The sequence below is a fragment of the Micromonospora sp. NPDC050784 genome, assembly GCF_044456765.1.
Classification (GTDB): Bacteria; Actinomycetota; Actinomycetes; order Mycobacteriales; family Micromonosporaceae; genus Micromonospora; species Micromonospora foliorum.
Map to the genome: position 1 here is coordinate 41,471 of NZ_JBITGG010000022.1, position 18,315 is coordinate 59,785.

An 18,315-nucleotide genomic window follows, 5' to 3' on the forward strand; every position below is an offset into this window, starting at 1 on the left:
CGGCCGGCGTCCCGCCGCCACCTCGACGGCGGGGCGCTGGCCGGCCCTACGCGCGCACCGGAGCGACGACGGGTCCCGCGCGCGCGGCGGCGTGCCGGCGACATGTCGAGCGCCGCCCTCGGGCGGGCGGTCCCGGCCCGAGGACGGCACATCATCCGCCGGTAGCGGCGGACCGACGAGCGGGGTGGCCATGACGGCGCACAAGGGACGCAGCGGTGACAACGACCGGCTGGAGCCGGAGGCGACCAAGCCGTGGGGCACCAGCGACGGCTTCGACGCCGACGCGCCCTGGGGCACGGACGACGACTCACCGATGGACGAGGGCAGCGAGGAGACCGCGGTGCCCGAGGGACGGCGCGGAGAGCGGCGCGCGGGTGCCCCGGCGGGCCGGTCCGACCCGGCCGGACGACACGGCTTCGGCTCGGTCGAGCCGACCCGTACGACGATGGCCGGACCGGGTGCCCCACCCGATCCCGCCCCCAGCGGCCGGAGCTTCCCCGACGACGCGGACATCGGCGAGTCGACCCAGGACGCCCTCCGCAGTCGGGGACGACGGTCCTGAGCGGACCCGCGCCCGACCGGGTGGCTCGTGCGGCGGTCAGCCGGTCGCCGGGACGGCCTGGTCGGCGACAAACGTCTCGGCGAGCAGTTGCGCCAGCCGGGTGGCGTCGCGCTGGGCCTGCCCGGCGCAGCAGTTGTTGAACAGCACGTGCAGATCGTCGGGGAGACCGGCGAACTCGGCCAGCAGTCCGGCCCAGTGCCGGAGCTCGTCCTCGGCGTACGCGTACCGGAACTTCTCCTGCTTGTCGCCCTCACCCCAGGCGTCGCTGTGACCGTGGAAGCGGACGACCGCCGGCTCCGCCGTCCTGGTCAGGATCGGCGGCACCGACGACGGGTGCCCCTGTGGCATGTCGACGCAGACCAGGGACAGGTCGTGGGCGCGGAGCAGGTCCAGAGTGTCCGCGGCGGCGTCGTCGTCCAACCAGGAGCCGTGCCGCAGCTCCACAGCGACCCGCCACGGTCGGCAGCGCTGCGCCAGCTCGACGATCCGGCGTTCGGCCGCGGGGCTGCGCACCAGCCACGGGGGGAACTGCAACATCACCACCCCGAGCTTGCCGGCCGCCGCGATCGGGTCGAGGGCCGCGCGGAACCGGGCCCACAGCTCGTCGTACGCCGGCTCCGGCAGGTCACGGCGGCGGATCCGGCTCGGGCCGGCGGCCGGACGCAGGTCCCGGGGCAGCACGGAGACCGGCGTCGGGTGCCCGGTGAAGAGGCTGAACGCCTTGACGTCGAAGGTGAAGTCGTCAGGTGTGGCGTCCACCCAGCCCTGGGTCGTCTCCGGCACCGGAATGGCGTAGTAGGACGTGTCCACCTCGACCAACGGGAACTGGCTGGCGTAGAAGCCCAGCCGACGGGCCGGTGTGCTGGCCGAGCGTGGGTACCACCCGGAGCGCAGCAGGGACTGGTCCGCCCAGGACGACGTGCCCACCTTAATCACACCCATGTCATTCAGTTGACCGCCATCGGCGCGGATCGGCAACCGCTGGCGGGTCTTGCGTCGACCCGGTGTCGTGCCCGGAAACTGTCGGCGCCTCGCCCTACGGTGGCACCGGGTGGACATCAACGAAGGGTGGCGGCATGACCAGCAGCACCGAGCAGCTCACCGGTGAGCGCACGGACCTCCTGCAGGCGCTCCGCAGGCACCGCGGTTTCCTCTTGCAGACCGTCGACGGGCTCACCGACGAGCAGGCGGCCAGCCGCCCCACGGTCAGCGGCCTCTGCCTCGGCGGCCTGATCAAGCACGTGGCCGGCGTCGAGCACCGGTGGATGCTCTTCGCGGTGGGCGGCGCCGAGGCGATGGGCCGCGAGGAGGTCGACTGGGTCGGTCAGTTCCAGATGGCACCGGGCGAGACCCTCGCCGGGTTGGTCGAGCAGTTCCAGCAGGTGGCCGGCCAGACCGACGAGTTGGTCGCCACTCTCGACCTGGACGCGGCGCACCCGCTGCCGCAGGCGCCCTGGTTCGAGCCGGGGGCGAGTTGGACGGTCCGCCGGGTGCTGCTGCACGTCATCGCCGAGACGGCCCAGCACGCCGGGCACGCCGACATCCTGAGGGAGTCGATCGACGGCGCCAAGACCATGGGGTGAGGGGGCGGCGTCAGCCGGCCTCGATCAGGCCGCGCACGTAGGCGGCCTGGCCCACGTGTTGCAGGTCGTCGTCGACGACGCTGACCAACCGGACTCCGAGGGTGACCGGTGGGTCCCACGCCTCGTCGACCACGCGGTCCAGGTCCGCCGGGCCCAGGCCGGCCAGGAAGCTTCCGGTACGCGCCGCGACCGCCTCGTAGTAGTCGACCAGCGCCTGCGCGCTCTCCGGCCGCACCGCCGCGACCTGAGCTGGCGAGTGCCCGTAGCCGGTGTCGTCGGGGTCGGCGGCGAGCCCGAACCGACCCGCCCAGTCGCCGCTCACCCAGATCTGGTCGGCGTCGAGGAGGTCGGCGACGTGGTGGTCCTGCACCCGGGTGAGGTGCCAGACCAGCCAGCCGATCGAGTTGGCGCCCGGCCCGGGCTGCTGGCGCAGTTGCTCAGGGCTGAGGCCGTCGACGGCCGCGCGGACGAGGTCGGGCAGTCGGTCGTACGCCTCGGTCAGCAGGTCACTCACATCCATGGGTGCGCCTTCCTGGTCGGTTCCCCCAACAGGTACCGCCGGAACCGGGCGCGCAAACCTCGGCCGCTACGGTGATCAAATGGTCGCCGCGGTGGAGTTGTACCTGGACCCGGACGCCACCCGCCGGATCCGGGTGCTCTGGGACGCGCTGGAGGCCGAGGGTGTGCAGAGCATGCGCTCGCTGCTGGAGCAGCGCCACCGTCCGCACGTCTCGCTCGCGGTGGCCCCCCGTTTCGACCCGGAGCAGGTCGCCGAGGCGCTACAGGGGACGGTGGTGGCCGCACCACTGCGACTCGACTTCCAGCACGCCGGCCAGTTCGTCGGTCGGGTGCTCTGGCTCGGCCCGGCGCCCACCCCGGAGTTGCTGGCGCACCACCGGCTGGTCCACGACCGGCTCGCCGCCGCCGGCATCCCCCTCGCCGAGCACTACCAGCCGGGGCGTTGGGTGCCGCACTGCACGCTCTCCATGCGGGTGCCGAACACGCTGATGGCCGCCGCGGTGCGCCGCTGTCTGGAGGTGTTACCGCTGGCCGCGACCGTGGTCGGCGCGGCGCTCACCGACCACGCCCGCGGCATCGCCCACCCGCTGCCTTGACCGTGACTCGACCGTCGACGCGTAATGTCCGGTTTGGCGGGCGGCAGTCGGAAACCCGAAAACAAGCGGTGCGGATGCGGCCGGGCGTGGGAAGGTTCGAGTGGCTGCCGTACCGGTGGCGGGCTGCTCACAGGCGGTTTCGCCCGGCCGGTGTGGCGCGGGGTCACCCCGCGCCACCCGCGGCGGCTTCGACGAGGAGAGGCAGGGCCCATGCAGGCTCAGCGCAGGCCACCGCGCACGGAGCGGAGCCAGACCCGGGACGACCGGACCGGCGGCGGGATGACCGGGGCGGCCACGCCACTGACGATCTGGGCGGCCGCCGTGCTGCTCGGCCGAATCGGTGCCGGCGACGACGACGTCGAGGACGAACGGCACATCCTGCGCGGCATCGAGTGAACTCCGGCCGCACGGCTCAGAGCCAGCCGCGCCGCTTGAAGATCACGTAGAGGGTGCCGCAGACCAGCAGCATCAACAGCAGCGCGAAGAGATAGCCGAAGCGCCAGTTCAGCTCCGGCATGTGGACGAAGTTCATGCCGTACACGGTGCCGATGAGCGTGGGAGCGAAGAGGATCGCCGCCCAGGAGGAGACCTTCTTCAGCTCCTCGTTCTGGCTGTAGCTGGCCGCGGTGAGGCTGCGCATCTCCTCGTTCTGCTGCTGCGAGACGAGGGTGGCGTTGACGGTGAGGATGTTCTGCAACAGGTGCCGGAACCCGTCCACCCGCTCCACCACCTGGGTCAGGTGGTCGGTCACGTCGCGCAGGTAACGGCGCAGTTCCTCGTCCTCCCTGGCACTGCCGGCGCCGTCGGCCAGCGCGTCGAGCACGCTGAGCAGGGGGCGGGCGGCCCGCTGGAACTGGATGACCTCGCGGCTGAGCCCGTAGATCCGCCGGCTGGCGTTCGGGTCGCCGCCGAACACCTCAGTCTCGATCTCGTCGATGTCGTTCTCCAGTCCGGCCACCACCGGCGCGTACCCGTCGACGACCTGGTCGAGGATCGCGTACAGGACCGCCTCCGGGCCCCGGGCCAGCATCTGCGGCTCGGTCTCCAGCCGCCGCCGCACCGCGGCCAGGTCGGGCGCCTCACCGTGTCGGACGGTGATCACGAAGCCCGGTCCGATGAACAGGTGCAGCTCGGAGAACTCGACCTCCTCCCGGAGGTCGTCGTAGCTGGCGGCCCGCAGCACCACGAACAGGGTGTGCGCGTACCGCTCCAGCTTGGGCCGCTGGTGGGCGTTGATCGCGTCCTCGACCGCCAGGTCGTGTAGCCGAAACTCGCGGGCCAGCGACGTGATCTGCTCGATGTCGGGCCGGTACAACCCGATCCAGGCCATCGCGCCGTCCTGCTCCTGGAGGCAGCGGTACGTCTCGGCGAGGCCGGACGGTGATGCGAACCGGTGCCCTCGGAGGTAGACCGCGCTGTCCACGAGACCGCCGTGGGGCGTGGCGGGCGACTCCGCGGGGGGCGGCACACCGACCCTCGTCTCGTACTCGTCGAGTTGGCGGCCAAAGCCACCACCCGGGCGGAAGCGACGGCCGCCGACCATGCCCTGTCTCCTCCCCCGGTGCCGTCCGGTCCAGCCCGGGGCGCTGCTTCCCCCCTGTCCCGGGCCCTGAAACCCGCCGTGGCCTTGGCTGGGTTCCGCGCACCGGCGGACGGGGGCGGCCCGACGGGCGGATACTCACGGTGACCGTGGGCGGGATGACGGGGGACGCGCCGGTGACTGTCGACAGACGCGCCGGCCGGTTGCGGGGGTGGCTGCTCGACGCCGGCTCGGACCAGGCCGTGCAGCACCCGGGGCCGCACGGGCGCCCGCCGGAGCACCGGCACCACCCGTGGTGGAAGGTGATGTGCCTGACCGGGGTCGACTACTTCTCCACGCTGGGTTACCAACCGGGCATCGCGGCGCTGGCCGCCGGGGCGCTCTCACCGGTGGCGACCCTGGTGCTGGTGCTGGTGACCCTGCTGGGGGCGCTGCCGGTCTACCGGCGGGTGGCGGTGGAGAGCCCGCACGGTGAGGGCTCCATCGCGATGCTGGTACGCCTGCTGAACTACTGGCCGGGCAAGCTGCTGGTGCTGGTGCTGCTCGGTTTCGCGGCCACCGACTTCATCATCACCATCACCCTCTCGGCCGCCGACGCGACGGCGCACATCGACGAGAACCCGTTCTGGCCGAGCGGGCTCAAGGGGCACGAGGTGCTGGTCACGCTGCTGCTCGTGTCGCTGCTGGGCGCGGTGTTCCTCAAGGGATTCACCCAGGCCATCGGGATCGCCGTCGTCCTGGTCGCGATCTACCTGACGCTGAACGCGGTGGTGGTGGCCGACGCGCTGTGGCGGGTGGTGACGCATCCGAGCGCGGTCGGCGACTGGACCACCATGCTGACCACCGGGCACGGCGACCCGTGGTTGGTGGTCGGGCTGTCGCTGCTGGTCTTCCCGAAGCTGGCGTTGGGCCTGTCCGGCTTCGAGACCGGGGTGGCGGTCATGCCGAGCGTACGAGGTGACCCGCAGGACTCGGAGGCCCGACCGCTGGGGCGGATCCGTGGCGCGCGCCGGCTGCTCACCACCGCAGCAGTGATCATGAGCGTCTTTTTGATCACCAGCAGCGTGACGACCACCGTGCTCATCCCACCGGAGGCCTTCCAGCCGGGTGGGCCGGCGAACGGGCGGGCGCTGGCCTACCTGGCGCACGCCCACCTCGGCGAGGTGTTCGGCACCGTCTACGACCTGTCCACCATCGGAATCCTCTGGTTCGCCGGGGCATCGGCGATGGCCGGTCTGCTCAACCTCGTGCCGCGCTATCTGCCCCGGTACGGTATGGCGCCGACCTGGGCGCGAGCCGTCCGGCCGCTGGTGCTGGTCTTCACCGCCGTGGCGTTCCTGATCACGATCGTCTTCGAGGCCAGCGTCGACGCGCAGGGCGGCGCGTACGCCACCGGGGTCCTGGTGTTGATCACCTCAGCGGCGACGGCGGTGACGCTCGCCGTGCGACGGCAGCGTCAGCGCGGCCGCACCATCGCGTTCGGAGTCATCGCGGTGATCTTCGTCTACACCACGCTGGCGAACGTGGTGGAGCGTCCGGACGGCGTCAAGATCGCGGCCTGTTTCATCGGCGGGATCATCCTGGTGTCGGTGCTGTCCCGGCTGATGCGGGCCTACGAGCTGCGCGTCGACCACGTCGAGCTGGACCCGACCGCGGCCCGGCTGATCGACGAACGCGCCGGACGACGGATCCGTCTCATCGCGCACGAACCCGACCGGCGTGACGCGGCGGAGTACCACGCCAAGCTGGCGCAGACCATGGCGGACAACGACTTCCCCGGCGACGGCGACGTCATCTTCGTCGAGGTCAAGGTCACCGACCCGTCCGACTTCGAGACCGGGCTGCTGGTCCGCGGCAGCGTGGTCGACGGCCGCTTCCCGGTGCTCAGCCTGGCCAGCTCGTCGGTGCCCACCGCGCTCGCCGCCCTGCTGCTGGAGATCCGCGACCGCAGCCGTCGGCGCCCCCACATCTACTTCGAGTGGTCCGAGGGCGGCCCGGTTCGCAACTTCCTGCGCTACCTCGCGTTCGGGCAGGGCGCCATCGCCTCGGTGACCCGGGAGATCCTGCGCCGCCAGGAGCCCGACCCGCACCGTCGACCGCATGTGCACGCCGGCTGACGTGCGGGCGGGCAGCTCGTCGCGCACGGTGAGCGTGGTCATAACGACTGGACGACCCACCCGTTGGTGCTGCTAGCCTCGGCGCAGGTCATGAGTGCCAGCGCGAAGCCCCGGCTCGCTGGCCGGCAACCCTCCTCCGCGGTGGGGTGCCCCGGGTGAAGACCAGGCACCGGCACGACGTCGGTGCAAGCGTGGCCTGGCACCCAGGTCAGCACAGACCCGGGAGAACCATGCGCATCCTCAGCACCGCCCCACCGACCGACGTCGCGGACTCCCGCACCGGTCGACCCTCGCCTGCCCTGACCCGGCGACGGCACGTGGACATGATGCGAATGTGCAGCGCCGCCTGTCGTCGCGGCACCGCGCTCTAGCACAGCCCTTCCCGAAACCCTTTCCACCGGTACGCCCTCGGGCGTTCCGTCGGTGGCGCACGCCCGTGCGCGCCGAGACACCACCCTTCGGAGACGCCCGTGCGATTCCTTCCTGCCCTGACCCGCGCCGCCGCCCTGGGCGCGGCCACGATCCTGGCCGCCACCGCCCTCACCGCCTGCGGCGACGACAGCTCGTCCGACGCCACCGCCAACCCGTACGGCCTGGCCCAGCCGGGCGTGCTGCGCGCCGGCACACTGACCGACGCCCCGCCGAACGTGTACCTCAAGGACGGAAAATTCACCGGCTTCGACAACGACCTGCTGACCGCCGTGGCCGGCAAGCTCGGCCTCACCGTCGAGTTCGTCGGCACCGACTTCTCCGCGCTGCTCAGCCAGGTCAACAACCACAAGTTCGACGTCGGCAGCTCCTCGATCACCATCACCGAGGCACGCAAGAAGACCGTCGACTTCGGCAACGGCTACGACTTCGGCTACTTCGGCCTGGACGTCCCGGCCGGCTCGCCGATCACCAGCTTCGACCAGCTCGCCGGCAAGCGGGTCGTGGTGGTGCAGGGCACCGTCCAGGACGACTACGCCACCGGCAAGCAGCTCAACCCGGTGCGGGTGCCGGACTACAACGGCGCGATCAACCAGCTCAAGGCGGGCACCGCCGACGCCTGGATCGCCCCGGCGGAGATCGGCGAGAAGTCGGCCACCGACAGCAACGGCAAGATCACCGTGGCGGCCAAGCAGCTCAGCCCGGCACCGACCGCCTACGCCGTGGCCAAGGGCAGCGACAAGCTGCGCGAGGCGCTGAACAAGGGTCTCGACGAGGTCATCGCCGATGGCACCTGGAGCCGGTTGCAGGCGCAGTACTACCCGGGCCGGCCGATCCCGGCGGACTTCACCCCGGGCAGCGGCACGGTGCCGGTCCCGTCCGCGTCCGCGTCGGCGTCGGCGTCGGCGTCGGCGTCGGCGTCGGCGTCCGCGTCCGCGTCGGCCGCGTCCTGAACCGGTGACGAGCGAGCGGGGCGGTAGGAGGAGCGACCGATGGATCCGTTGAGCACCCTGTGGGAGACCTTCTTCGACTGGGACGCGATGCGCGAGGCGCTGCCCGAGATGCTGACCGTCGGGTTGCCCAACACGCTGATCCTGGCGGTCTCCGCCGCCCTGCTCGGCTCGGTCCTGGGCCTGCTGCTGGCCGTCGCCGGGATCTCCCGCAGCCGCTGGTTGCGCTGGCCGGCGCGGGTCTACACCGACGTGTTCCGGGGGCTGCCGGCCGCGGCGACGATCCTGCTGATCGGCGTCGGGCTGGCCCCGCTGGGCATGCAGGTCTGGGGGCCCGATCCCTACCCGTTGGGCATCCTGGCGCTGTCGCTCATCGCCGCCGCGTACATCGGGGAGATCTTCCGTTCGGGCATCCAGTCGGTGGAGGCCGCCCAGTTGGAGGGCGCCCGGGCCCTCGGCTTCTCCTGGGCCGACGCGATGCGGCTGGTGATCATCCCGCAGGGCATCCGGCGGGTGCTGCCGGCCTGGGTGAACCAGCTCATCGCGCTGATCAAGGACTCCAGCCTGGTCTACTTCCTCGGCCTGGTGGCCAGCCAGCGGGAGCTGTTCCGGATCGGGCAGGACTACGCGGCCACCACCGGCAACGAGTCCGCGCTGCTGTTGGCGGGGCTCTGCTACCTGGCGCTGACCGTCCCGCTGACGCACGTCGTCAACTGGATCGACAGGCGGCTGCGCAATGGTCGGCCGGCCACCGCGTCGACCGAAGAGGACGACGACACCGCGTCGTACGCCGTGACGGAAGGAGACCGGCGATGACCACCGCCACGACGACCTCGGTCAGCCTCGACGTACGCGACGTGCACCTCGCCTTCGGACCGAACCGGGTGCTGCGCGGCGTCGACCTCTCGGTGCCGCGGGGCGCGACGGCCTGCGTCATCGGCCCGTCCGGGTCGGGCAAGTCCACCCTGCTGCGCACCATCAACCGCCTGATCGAACCGGACCGGGGCGACGTGCTGCTGGACGGGCGCAGCGTGCTGGGCGACGACCCGGACGCGCTGCGGCAGCGGGTGGGCATGGTCTTCCAGCAGTTCAACCTCTTTCCGCACATGAGCGTGCTGCGCAACGTCACGCTGGCGCTGCGCCGGCTGCGCAAGCTCGCTGCGGACGAGGCGGAGACTGTCGCCCGGGCCCAGTTGGAGCTGGTGGGGCTGGCCGGCAAGGCGAACTCTCGACCGGCGCAGCTCTCCGGTGGTCAGCAGCAGCGGGTGGCGATCGCCCGCGCGCTGGCGCTGCGGCCCGAGGTGATGCTCTTCGACGAGGCGACCTCGGCGCTTGACCCGGAGTTGGTCAAGGGCGTCCTCGGGGTGATGGCCGACCTGTCCGCCGCCGGGATGACCATGGTGGTGGTGACCCACGAGATGGGCTTCGCCCGGCAGGTCGCCGACACCGTCGCCTTCATGGACCGGGGCGTGGTGCTGGAGGCCGGCCCACCTGAGGCGATCTTCGAGCGGGCCGAGCATCCGCGGCTTCGCCGGTTCCTCGACCAGGTGCTCTGAAAACAGGTGCGCCGAGACCAGGTCCGCCGAGACCAGGTGCGCCGAGACCAGGTGCGCTGAGCCGCGCCCGGGCCGGACGATTACCGACGGTCACTCGTTGGGCCCGCGCCCCAGCAGCCGGATCTCCTCGTTGTCCAGCGCGGCCTGGAGTTCCTGCAGCACCAGGTCGTCGATCTCCCGGTTGTCGCGCAGCCGGGTGACCTCCCGCCTCTTGTGGGCGAGGACGCCGAGGCGCAGTCGGCGTTCCAACCGGCGTTCCTCGGCGGTGTTCCCACACCTCTCGTTGAGGTCCTCCAGGTGCCGCTGGTACTCGGCCTCCAGCCGACGCACCGCGTCATCCTGGGCACCGACCTCGGCGGCGACCTGGGGAAGAGCGGCCAAGCCCACCTCGGTGGCCCGCCGCCGGGCGTTCCGGGCCTCGTCGACGCGTTCCGGGTCACCGCTCAGCCCGGCCCAGCGGACGACCAACGGCAGGGTGGTGCCCTGGAGCAGCATGATCAGCACGATCACCAGCGCGGTGACGAAGATGATCAGATCGCGTTCGACCACCGGTCGACCGTTGACCATCACCGTCGGGACGGCCAGGGCGGCGGCGAGCGACACCGCGCCCCGGAAACCGGACCAGCCGGCGACGGTCCCCACCCGCCAGGCGGACGGCCCCTGGCTCGGGTCCATCATCCGGCGGCGCCGCAGCCGCGCCGACTGCGCCGTCAGGTAGACGAAGAGCAGGCGGGTGCCGATCACGACCACTGTGACCACCAGCACGATCAGCAGAGCGCGCTGCGGCGAGGTGCTGGTGATGTTCCGCACCGCGCGGGGGATCTGCGTGCCGAGCAGGACGAACAACCCGCCGTTGATCAGGAAGGTGGACAGGTCCCAGAAGGCGTACGCCAGCACCCTGGACCGGGCGCGGATCACCCGTGGGCCGGCGTAGGCCAGCACCAGGCCGGCGACCACCACCGCCAGCACGCCGCTGGCGTGCACCGAGTCGGCGAGCAGGAAGGCGCCGAACGGTGTCAGCACGCTGAGCGCGCCCTCGCGCAGCGGATCGTCGAGCCGCTTGCGGATCAGCACCACGGCCGCCCCCACCAGCAGACCGGCGACCACACCGCCGACGCTGGCGCCGACGAACTCCTCGCCGATGCCCAGCACGCCCGGCTTGGCGCTCTCGCTCAACAGACCCACCGTGACCGCGAAGACCACCAGCGCGGTGCCGTCGTTGATCAGGCTCTCCGCGTGCAGGGTGGTGAGCAGCTTCCGGGGCAGCCGCTTGGCCAGGCCGGTGACCGCGGCGGCGTCGGTCGGCGCGAGGACCGCGCCGAGCACCCAGGCGGCGGCGGGGTTCACCCCGAACGCCTGCGCGGCGAACGACACCGTGACCATGGTGAGCACCACCAGCACCACGGCGAGCAGCCCGATCACCGGCAGGTTGGCCCGGATCTCCCGCAGGCTGATGGTGAGGCTCTCCCGGTACAGGATCGCCGGCAGGAAGATCAGCAGGACGAGCTCCGGTTCCAGGGTGACCTTGGACAGCGGCGGCGTGAGCCCGAGCAGCACGCCGAACGCGATGAGCAGGACCGGCGGGGCGACCCGGTACCGACCGCCGAGAGTGGTGCCGACGAGGACGGTGACGCCGAGCGTCACGATCAGGATGAGCCCCTCCACGCGTACCCCCCTTCGGACCATGGCGACGGTGGACGCGCCGGTGGTTCCATCTGACCGCACCCGCCGGTGGGTTCCGGTGGAAACCGGCAAGTCGCCGTGGCCGCGGGTGCGGGGTCAGCCAATGGCGCGGGCGCGGGCGGTCACCGCACGGGCCGTACGACGGTGTTCGGCCGCCTCCTCGGCACGGCCCAGCGCGGCGGCCAGGTCGGCGAGGTGCCCGGCCACCGGGCCAGCGGTGAGCACCCCGCTGCCCGCGGTCAGCTCGTCGGCGGCCGGCAGCAGTTCGGCGTGGACCCGGGTCATCGTGGCCCGGTCGTCGAGGGCACGCGCCGCCCGACCGACGAGGCAGAGCCGTACCTCGCGCAGCAGATCGTGCGGCCCCTCGGGAAGAGCCCGCAGGGCGGCCGCGGCGGCGTCCCGGTCGTCGGCGGCGAGCAGCAGCAACGGTAGGACCCATGGTTCGTGCGGACCCCAGTCCAGGTCCGCCCAGCCGTGCGCGCCGAGCCCGGTGAGCAGCCGGCCGGCGGTGCCGGGCCCGAGGGTCGGCCGGTCGACGCCGATGGTGTCAGCCAGCCGCAGGCCGAGCAGGGCCAGCGGAAGCAGCCCCTGGGTCAGCCCCGGCATGCCGTCGGCGCTCACCCGGTCGGCGGCCAAGCGGTACGCCTGCCCCGCTGCGGCCGAGTCGCCGTCGAGTGCCAGGCGCAGTGCGGCGTACCACCGGGTGAAGACGCCGACCAACGGCAGCTCGTACCGTTCGGCGAGGCGGTCGGCGGCGCGTGCGTGCGCGTCGGCGCCGGGCCGGTCGGCCAGCGCGCAGTTGGCCTGGACCAGGACGAGGTGGCCGAGCACCTCGAAGGTCACCAGGTGGTGCCGGGCGGCCAGGTCGACCAGGTCGACGCCGATGCGGGCCCGTGCGGAGGCCAGACCGACGCGGTGGAACGCGTGCATGAAGCGGGCGTTGAGCGCGAAGGCCAGCAGCCCGGGATCGCCGATGTCGCGGGCGATCGTCTCGGCCTCCTCGGCGGCGCCGCGGCCACGATCGGTGGTGCTGCCGCGCAGTTCCAGTGCGAGGGTGCTCAGCAGCCGGCTGCGCTGCGCCGAGCGGCTCGGGCCGAGCGCGGTCAGGGCGTGTTCGGCGGCTCGGACGATGTGCCCGGAGAGCAGCTCGTCGTCGTTGCGCGTCCAGCTGGCGGGCACGTCGAAGCCCGCCAGCGCCTCCTGGATCAGCACCGGGTCGTCGGTGGACTCGGCGGCGGTGATCGCCTCGGCTCGCCGTCGCCGCGCCTCGGCCAGCCGGCCCGTCACGGCCAGCGCCCGCCCCAGACCGAGTAGCGCGGCCACCCGCCCGCGCGGCTCGTCCCCGCCGGCGCGGTCGTACGCGTCGATCGCCTGGCCCCACAGGCGGGCCGCCTCGTGGGGGTTGCCGCCCCGCTCGGCCCGCTCGGCCGCCACCCGGGCGTACGTCGACGCCTGGGCGGCGGCGGCGGGCCCACCGGCGCGCAGCAGGTGGTACGCGAGGGCCGCCGGCTCGACGGGTTCCCGCTGTCGCAGCACCTCGGCGACGGCCGCGTGCCAGGCGGCGCGGCGCGGCGCGGACAGGTCGGCGTAGAGCGTGTCGCGGACCAGGATGTGGGTGAAGCGCAGCCGCCCGTCGGACTCCCGCTCGGTGAGGAACCCGGCCGCCAGTGCGCGGTCCACGGCGTCCAGTGCCGCCGTCGGGTCACCGGCCAACGCGCCCAGCACGTCCGGGTCGAGGTCCCGGCCGAGCACGGCCGCCTGCCGCAACACGGTACGGGTCGCGGCGGGCAGCTGCGCCAACCGGTGCCGGATCACATCGCGTACCCCGGGCGGCACGGCGGCCAGCCCCGCCTCCCCCGCACCCGCGTACAGCTGGGCCAGTTCGCGGACGAAGAACGGGTTACCGCCGCTGCGCCGGTGGATCGACCGGGCGGTGGCCGGGTCCAGTTCCGCCCCGACGATGGCGCCGGCCAGCTCACCGGTCGCCGACGCGGGCAGGCCGGCGAGATACTCCCGGACCGGCTCCAGCCCGGCGGCGCGGGCCAGGGTGGCGGTCAGCTCCGGGCTGATCTCGGTGGCCCGGTAGGTGCCGAGGACCAGCACCGGCCCGCTGGCCGGCTGCGGGCCGGTGAGCAGTGCGGTCAACAGGTCCAGGGTGTCACCGTCGGCGCGGTGCAGGTCGTCGAGGACCAGCAGGACCGGCCCCCGGTCGGCGACCGCCGAGATCAGCGACGCCACCGCACGGTGCCGGCGAAACCGCACCGCGGCCGGGTCGGCCGAACCGTCAGCCGGGACGCCTTCCGATTCGGTGACGACCGCGGCGCCCGGCCCGGCGAGCGCGTCGGTGATCTGGGTCCAGGGCCACGCTGGCGGGGCGCCCTCGTACTCCGGGCTGCGTCCCCACGCCGTGGTCCAGCCGTCGGCGGCGAGCCGCCGGGTCAGGGCCTCGGCCAGCGCTGTCTTGCCCGCGCCCGGGTCGCCGCTGAGCAGGGCGAGCGTGGGCTGGTGGCGTCGGGACGCGTCCTCGGCGGCGCGCCGCAGCCGCGCCAGCTCCGCGTCCCGGCCGACGAACGGGCGCTGCCCCGCCCCGACCTGTCGAACGGGTTCGCCGAGGCCGGGGGTGGCGGCCCGGTCGTGGGACGGGGTGAGGTGCGGCGCCTGGGCCAGGATGTCCGCCTCCAGCCGTCGCAGCTCGGGCCCCGGGTCCACGCCCAGCTCGGTCACCAGGACCTGACGGGCCTCCCGCAGCGCGGCGAGCGCGTCGCCCTGCCGGCCGGCGCGGTACCGGGCCACCGCGAGCAGCCGCCAGGCGTCCTCCCGCAGCGGATAGCTGGCCAGGTGTGCCGGCAGGTCCGCGGCGGCCTCGTCCGGTCGGCCCACCGCCAGGAGCGCCTCCGCCCGCCGCTCGACGGCGAGCATCCGCAGCTCGTCCAACCGGTTGATCTCCGCGACCGCCCAGGACTCGTTGGCGCAGTCGGCGTACGCGGGTCCGCGCCAGAGCCCGAGCGCCGCGTCCAGCGCGGCCAGGGCCGGCGCGGGACGTCCCGCCGCCAGCAGCCGGGCCGCCTCCCCGACGGCCGCCTCGAACTGTCCGGCGTCCACCGCGTCCGGGGCGGCCTTCAGCACGTACCCGGGCGGCTCGGTGACCAGGATCCGGGGTGGCTGCCGGGGTGGTCGATCGGGCTCCAGGGCGCGGCGCAGGTCCGCGACGAAGGTTCGGATCGCGCCCACCGCGCCGTCCGGTGCGACCTCCCACAGGTCGTCGACGAGACGATCCACCGGCACCACCCGACCGCGGGCGATCAACAACCGGCCCAGCACCAGGCGCTGCCGGTGTCCCCGCAGGGCGACCGGGCCGCGCTCGGTCGCGGCGATCACCGGCCCGAGTACGCCGAAGGTCACCGCGACGGGCGCCGTCAGCTGCCTGGTCATGGCACCAATCTAGGCCGTGGCCCGGCCGGCACTGATCCGACGCTGACCGGGTACTGATCACCGCCGGGCAGGCTCGACGAGTCACGACGGCGAGGGAAACGGCCCCCGCCGGCACTGCTCACCAGGAAGGTTCCCCGTGGACCCCAGGATCAACGGATTCGACTACCGACGCGTCACCGTCGCCGACGGTGTGACGCTGAACGCCGCCGTGGGCGGTTCCGGGCCGGCGATCGTGCTGTTGCACGGTTTTCCGCAGACCCACCTCATGTGGCGGCACGTCGCGGCCGACCTGGCCGCCGACCACACGGTCATCTGCCCCGACCTGCGCGGCTACGGCGACAGCGACAAGCCCCTCGACACCGACGGCACCGGGTACGCCAAGCGCACCATGGCCGCCGACATCGTGGCGCTGGCCGACGCGCTCGGCCACGACCGGTTCGCGTTGGCCGGGCACGACCGGGGTGCCCTGGTCGCGTTCCGCGCCGGCCTCGACCATCCGGCGGCGATCAGCCAGCTCGCCCTGCTCGACGTGCTACCCACCCTGGACATGTGGGACGTGCTGCACGGCGTCAGCGCCGCCGTGGCGTTTCACCTGTACCTGATGGCGCAGCCGCCCGGCCTGCCCGAGGAGCTGATCGCCGGCAGCCCGGACGCCTTCTTCGGTCACTTCCTGGACGTCTGGACCCGCGATCCGGAGGCCCTGCCGGCGGACGTGCGGGCCGCGTACCTGCGCGCGTCCCGCGACGCCGTTCCCTCGATCGTCGCCGACTATCGGGCGTCCGCCGGGATCGACGTGACCCACGACGCCGCTGACCGGGCCGCCGGCAACCAGCTGCGGATGCCGGTGACGGTGCTCCAGCAGGACTGGGGCGCGGCGCTGGGCTACGACGCGGCCGCGGTGTGGCGGGCCTGGGCGCCGGACCTGGAGCACCAGACGGTCACCTGCGGACACTTCATGGCGGAGGAGGCGCCGGCCGAGGTGCTCCGGGCACTGCGCAACCTGCTCAACCGTTGATCGATCGGCGACCCGGCCCCATCATTGATCACCGTCGGCAAGATATTCGACACTGGGTGTCAGCGGTGGTGGTGGCGGCCGGGTCGCAAGATCCGCTCGGTCGTCGCGGAGTCGGAGCGGCTGGCGGAGGACCGCTGACCGGTTGCATCGGCGACTCAGTTCGGGCCACGGAGGCGTTCGGCCAGTTCGCGCACCGCCGCCCGGAACGCCGGGTCGGTTTCACCCGGATGGTGCCCCCGCAGCGGCGGCTGCGCCGATTGCTCTCCCGGTGCCGACAGCAGGTCCGGTGGGTCCCGCAACCGCCGGTCCACCCGAAGCGCTGGATCGGCAGGGTCCGGGGGTGGATCTCCGGGCCGGTGTGCGGCGAAGACCCAGCCACCGACCGGGTCGGTGTCCCGCCAGAGGTTGAGCCACCGCCACTCGACGCGCTCCCCCACCGCACGCAATACCTCGTCGTTGAGGTAGGCCGGGAAGAGCCGGGCGTACAGGCGGTCCAGCGGTGACCCGTAGGTGAGCAGCGCGACCCGCCGGCGGACGTGCGGGGGCAGCCGCAGCACCGTGAGAGCGAGCAGCGCGGACCCGTGGCTGTGCCCGCTGAGCAGCACCATGCTGTGTCGCTCGGTCAGTTGGATGATCCGGTCGGCCAACTCCGGTACCGCACGGTCGGCGTAGCTCGGGGGTGCGAACGGGTGTGCGGCTCGGGGCCAGAAGGTGCCCAGGTCCCACAGGATGCCGACGTGCCGGCGGAACCACGCGGTCCGGTAGGCGAACACGCCACCGGACACCAGCACGAGGAGCAACACGGCGAGCAGGTACGTGCCCCCCGTGAGCCCCATCTCGACGGCTCGGGCCGGCAGCCCGAGCACCTGCCGCGCCAGGTCCTGCGGTTCGCGACCGGTGAGCCCCAGCAGACTCGTGGCCAGTCCGATCACGGCGAGTACCGCGTACGTGGTTGCCAGCAGTCCCAACCACTCGGTGAACCGTGCCCGGGCGATGGTCTTCGTCGCCAGCCGCAGCTGCCCGGTCGCCTCTGGCGGCACGACCGGGAAGTCGCGACGGGTGATCGCTGCCGCCGCACGCCACCGGCGTCGCCGCGACAGGAAAGTAAGGGCGCCGCACAGCAGCGCCGCCGCGACCACGTGCAGGAAGAAGGCCAGAAGCGTCCAGCGGTACGCCCGGGGCGGCCCACCGTCGCTGGGGTAGCCGCCGAGCAACTCCCCCGCCTGGTAGACGAGACCGGCGGAGAGCCCGCCGGCCACGCCGACCGCGAACGCGGCGATGACCGCCGCGCCCAGTCCACCCCACAGCAGGGAACGACTGCCCGCACGAACGCGGTCCCACAACACCAGCACGCTGAGCAGCACCAGCAGCATCATCTGACCGAGCAGCGCCCCGGCCGCGATCCCGCCGTAGCCGGGAAGCCCGACCGACGACTGCCAGCCACGCTCGTCGCGCGCGATGATGACGAGGGTCGCCACGCTCAGGCCGACGGCCACGACGCCGGTGGTGCGGGCGGTCCGCTCGGCCGTTCGCGCGGTCGCGGCCCGGTCGATCAGCCCCGGAGCGGCGAGCAGGCCGACGCAGGCCAGCAGCACCGCCACGCTGAGCCACAGCAGCAGCGCCGTCCCGAACGTCGCGCCACCGGCGCGACGGGCCAGGAGCAGCACGAGATCGAGTACGGCGAGCGCGGCCGCGACGTGGATCGCTCGCAGCCGCTGCACCAGCGGTTCCACGGCCCACAGCGCGGTGCCGGCCGGGCCGGACCGGCGGGCGCCGACAAGTCGGAGGAACGCGAGGGCGGCGATCGGCAGGAGCGCCAGCACGGCCAGCCGCTGCCCGACGTTGCGGCCGTCGAGCCCGAGCATCGTGTCGAAAGGGGCGCGGCACCGGATCGCGCCGAGACACTGCCAGGCGAGCAGGTCGAGGACGACTCCGGCGATGGACACCACGTACAGCACGGTGAGGTTGAGCGCGAGGAGCCGACACAGCACGGTGACCCCGGCGGCGCTGCGCCGACCCGTGGGCCGCATCCACACCGCCACGTTGCTGAACATGAACGGCAGCAGGAGGACCATGGAGAGGGTCCGGATCATCGTGCCCGACGGCAGGTCACCCCAGCGGTACGCCTCAAGCGTCACCCCGTCCGTGTCGGTGCCGTCCGACCGGTCGGCGCGGTGGAAGCCCCCACTGTCGTCGCCGGCGACCTGCCGGACCTGCGCCTGGTCGAGGACGGCTGCTGGTTTCGCGCCGGACACGCCGTGCACCCGCAACTCCACCACGCCATGGCGTGGCGGATGGTCGCCGTGGTCCGGCTTTCCCTCGGGCATCGGGCC

At 72.9% G+C, this 18,315-nt stretch carries 15 protein-coding genes and 1 riboswitch; of the genes, 9 read left to right on the forward strand and 6 right to left on the reverse strand.

What is annotated here, in order from left to right; all coding sequences use genetic code 11:
- The first annotated feature begins 190 nt into the window (after positions 1-190).
- On the forward strand, positions 191-562 hold the full coding sequence (locus tag ACIBD9_RS25990) for a hypothetical protein (RefSeq protein ID WP_357182197.1): 372 nt from the start codon (positions 191-193) through the stop codon (positions 560-562).
- 36 nt (positions 563-598) lie between these two features.
- On the opposite strand, the gene ACIBD9_RS25995 is transcribed toward ACIBD9_RS25990, so the two are convergent.
- Positions 599-1,504, reverse strand: coding sequence for a DUF72 domain-containing protein (locus ACIBD9_RS25995; protein ID WP_396721596.1), 906 nt, complete (start codon positions 1,502-1,504; stop codon positions 599-601).
- A gap of 134 nt (positions 1,505-1,638) precedes the next feature.
- Between ACIBD9_RS25995 and ACIBD9_RS26000 the strand changes: the two genes are divergently transcribed.
- Positions 1,639-2,145, forward strand: coding sequence for a DinB family protein (locus tag ACIBD9_RS26000; protein WP_396721598.1), 507 nt, complete (start codon positions 1,639-1,641; stop codon positions 2,143-2,145).
- Between the two features lie 10 nt (positions 2,146-2,155).
- Here the strand turns inward: ACIBD9_RS26000 and ACIBD9_RS26005 are convergent, their stop codons facing one another.
- Complete coding sequence (locus ACIBD9_RS26005) at positions 2,156-2,665, reverse strand: DUF664 domain-containing protein (RefSeq protein WP_396721600.1); 510 nt, start codon at positions 2,663-2,665, stop codon at positions 2,156-2,158.
- A gap of 79 nt (positions 2,666-2,744) precedes the next feature.
- On the opposite strand from ACIBD9_RS26005, the gene ACIBD9_RS26010 reads away from it, so the two are divergent.
- Positions 2,745-3,260: a 2'-5' RNA ligase family protein gene (locus ACIBD9_RS26010; RefSeq protein WP_238659128.1), complete on the forward strand. Its 516-nt coding sequence runs from the start codon at positions 2,745-2,747 to the stop codon at positions 3,258-3,260.
- A 210-nt stretch (positions 3,261-3,470) separates the two neighbouring features.
- A complete protein-coding gene (locus ACIBD9_RS26015) occupies positions 3,471-3,656 on the forward strand; it encodes a hypothetical protein (protein ID WP_091401337.1) in 186 nt (61 codons plus the stop codon).
- Positions 3,657-3,672: 16 nt separating this feature from the next.
- On the opposite strand, the gene corA is transcribed toward ACIBD9_RS26015, so the two are convergent.
- On the reverse strand, positions 3,673-4,803 hold the full coding sequence (corA, locus tag ACIBD9_RS26020) for a magnesium/cobalt transporter CorA (protein WP_396721601.1): 1,131 nt from the start codon (positions 4,801-4,803) through the stop codon (positions 3,673-3,675).
- Positions 4,804-4,958: 155 nt separating this feature from the next.
- Here corA and ACIBD9_RS26025 point away from each other — a divergent pair, with 155 nt between their 5' ends.
- The 4 genes from ACIBD9_RS26025 to ACIBD9_RS26040 all read left to right on the forward strand — a co-directional run bounded on the left by ACIBD9_RS26025 (position 4,959) and on the right by ACIBD9_RS26040 (position 9,852).
- A complete protein-coding gene (locus ACIBD9_RS26025; RefSeq protein ID WP_396721602.1) occupies positions 4,959-6,917 on the forward strand; it encodes an amino acid transporter in 1,959 nt (652 codons plus the stop codon).
- Positions 6,918-7,003: 86 nt separating this feature from the next.
- A riboswitch (SAM riboswitch) is annotated at positions 7,004-7,115 on the forward strand.
- Positions 7,116-7,387: 272 nt separating this feature from the next.
- Positions 7,388-8,299, forward strand: coding sequence for an ABC transporter substrate-binding protein (locus ACIBD9_RS26030; RefSeq protein WP_396721604.1), 912 nt, complete (start codon positions 7,388-7,390; stop codon positions 8,297-8,299).
- A gap of 39 nt (positions 8,300-8,338) precedes the next feature.
- A complete protein-coding gene (locus ACIBD9_RS26035; protein ID WP_396721606.1) occupies positions 8,339-9,112 on the forward strand; it encodes an amino acid ABC transporter permease in 774 nt (257 codons plus the stop codon).
- Positions 9,109-9,852 carry an amino acid ABC transporter ATP-binding protein gene (locus ACIBD9_RS26040; RefSeq protein WP_396721607.1) on the forward strand — a complete coding sequence of 248 codons (744 nt, stop codon included), beginning with the start codon at positions 9,109-9,111 and terminating at the stop codon, positions 9,850-9,852. The genes ACIBD9_RS26035 and ACIBD9_RS26040 overlap by 4 nt, the downstream gene beginning before the upstream one ends.
- A 90-nt stretch (positions 9,853-9,942) precedes the next feature.
- On the opposite strand, the gene ACIBD9_RS26045 is transcribed toward ACIBD9_RS26040, so the two are convergent.
- A complete protein-coding gene (locus ACIBD9_RS26045) occupies positions 9,943-11,517 on the reverse strand; it encodes a Na+/H+ antiporter (RefSeq protein WP_396721609.1) in 1,575 nt (524 codons plus the stop codon).
- Positions 11,518-11,631: 114 nt separating this feature from the next.
- Positions 11,632-14,967 (reverse strand): BTAD domain-containing putative transcriptional regulator, encoded by a 3,336-nt coding sequence (locus ACIBD9_RS26050; protein WP_396721610.1) that lies wholly within the window; start codon positions 14,965-14,967, stop codon positions 11,632-11,634.
- A 136-nt stretch (positions 14,968-15,103) separates the two neighbouring features.
- Here ACIBD9_RS26050 and ACIBD9_RS26055 point away from each other — a divergent pair, with 136 nt between their 5' ends.
- Positions 15,104-15,982 (forward strand): alpha/beta fold hydrolase, encoded by an 879-nt coding sequence (locus ACIBD9_RS26055; protein WP_396721611.1) that lies wholly within the window; start codon positions 15,104-15,106, stop codon positions 15,980-15,982.
- Positions 15,983-16,137: 155 nt separating this feature from the next.
- Here ACIBD9_RS26055 and ACIBD9_RS26060 read toward each other — a convergent pair whose 3' ends face one another.
- A complete protein-coding gene (locus tag ACIBD9_RS26060; protein ID WP_396721612.1) occupies positions 16,138-18,309 on the reverse strand; it encodes a hypothetical protein in 2,172 nt (723 codons plus the stop codon).
- Between the last annotated feature and the right edge of the window lie 6 nt (positions 18,310-18,315).

Coding starts and splice junctions, on each gene's coding strand:
- ACIBD9_RS26035 (WP_396721606.1), top strand. CDS start 8,339: ATGGATCCGTTGAGCACCCTGTGGGAGACCTTCTTCGACTGGGACGCG.
- corA (WP_396721601.1), bottom strand. CDS start 4,803: ATGGTCGGCGGCCGTCGCTTCCGCCCGGGTGGTGGCTTTGGCCGCCAA.
- ACIBD9_RS26015 (WP_091401337.1), top strand. CDS start 3,471: ATGCAGGCTCAGCGCAGGCCACCGCGCACGGAGCGGAGCCAGACCCGG.
- ACIBD9_RS26005 (WP_396721600.1), bottom strand. CDS start 2,665: ATGGATGTGAGTGACCTGCTGACCGAGGCGTACGACCGACTGCCCGAC.
- ACIBD9_RS26010 (WP_238659128.1), top strand. CDS start 2,745: ATGGTCGCCGCGGTGGAGTTGTACCTGGACCCGGACGCCACCCGCCGG.
- ACIBD9_RS25995 (WP_396721596.1), bottom strand. CDS start 1,504: ATGGGTGTGATTAAGGTGGGCACGTCGTCCTGGGCGGACCAGTCCCTG.
- ACIBD9_RS25990 (WP_357182197.1), top strand. CDS start 191: ATGACGGCGCACAAGGGACGCAGCGGTGACAACGACCGGCTGGAGCCG.
- ACIBD9_RS26000 (WP_396721598.1), top strand. CDS start 1,639: ATGACCAGCAGCACCGAGCAGCTCACCGGTGAGCGCACGGACCTCCTG.
- ACIBD9_RS26040 (WP_396721607.1), top strand. CDS start 9,109: ATGACCACCGCCACGACGACCTCGGTCAGCCTCGACGTACGCGACGTG.
- ACIBD9_RS26060 (WP_396721612.1), bottom strand. CDS start 18,309: ATGCCCGAGGGAAAGCCGGACCACGGCGACCATCCGCCACGCCATGGC.
- ACIBD9_RS26025 (WP_396721602.1), top strand. CDS start 4,959: ATGACGGGGGACGCGCCGGTGACTGTCGACAGACGCGCCGGCCGGTTG.
- ACIBD9_RS26050 (WP_396721610.1), bottom strand. CDS start 14,967: ATGACCAGGCAGCTGACGGCGCCCGTCGCGGTGACCTTCGGCGTACTC.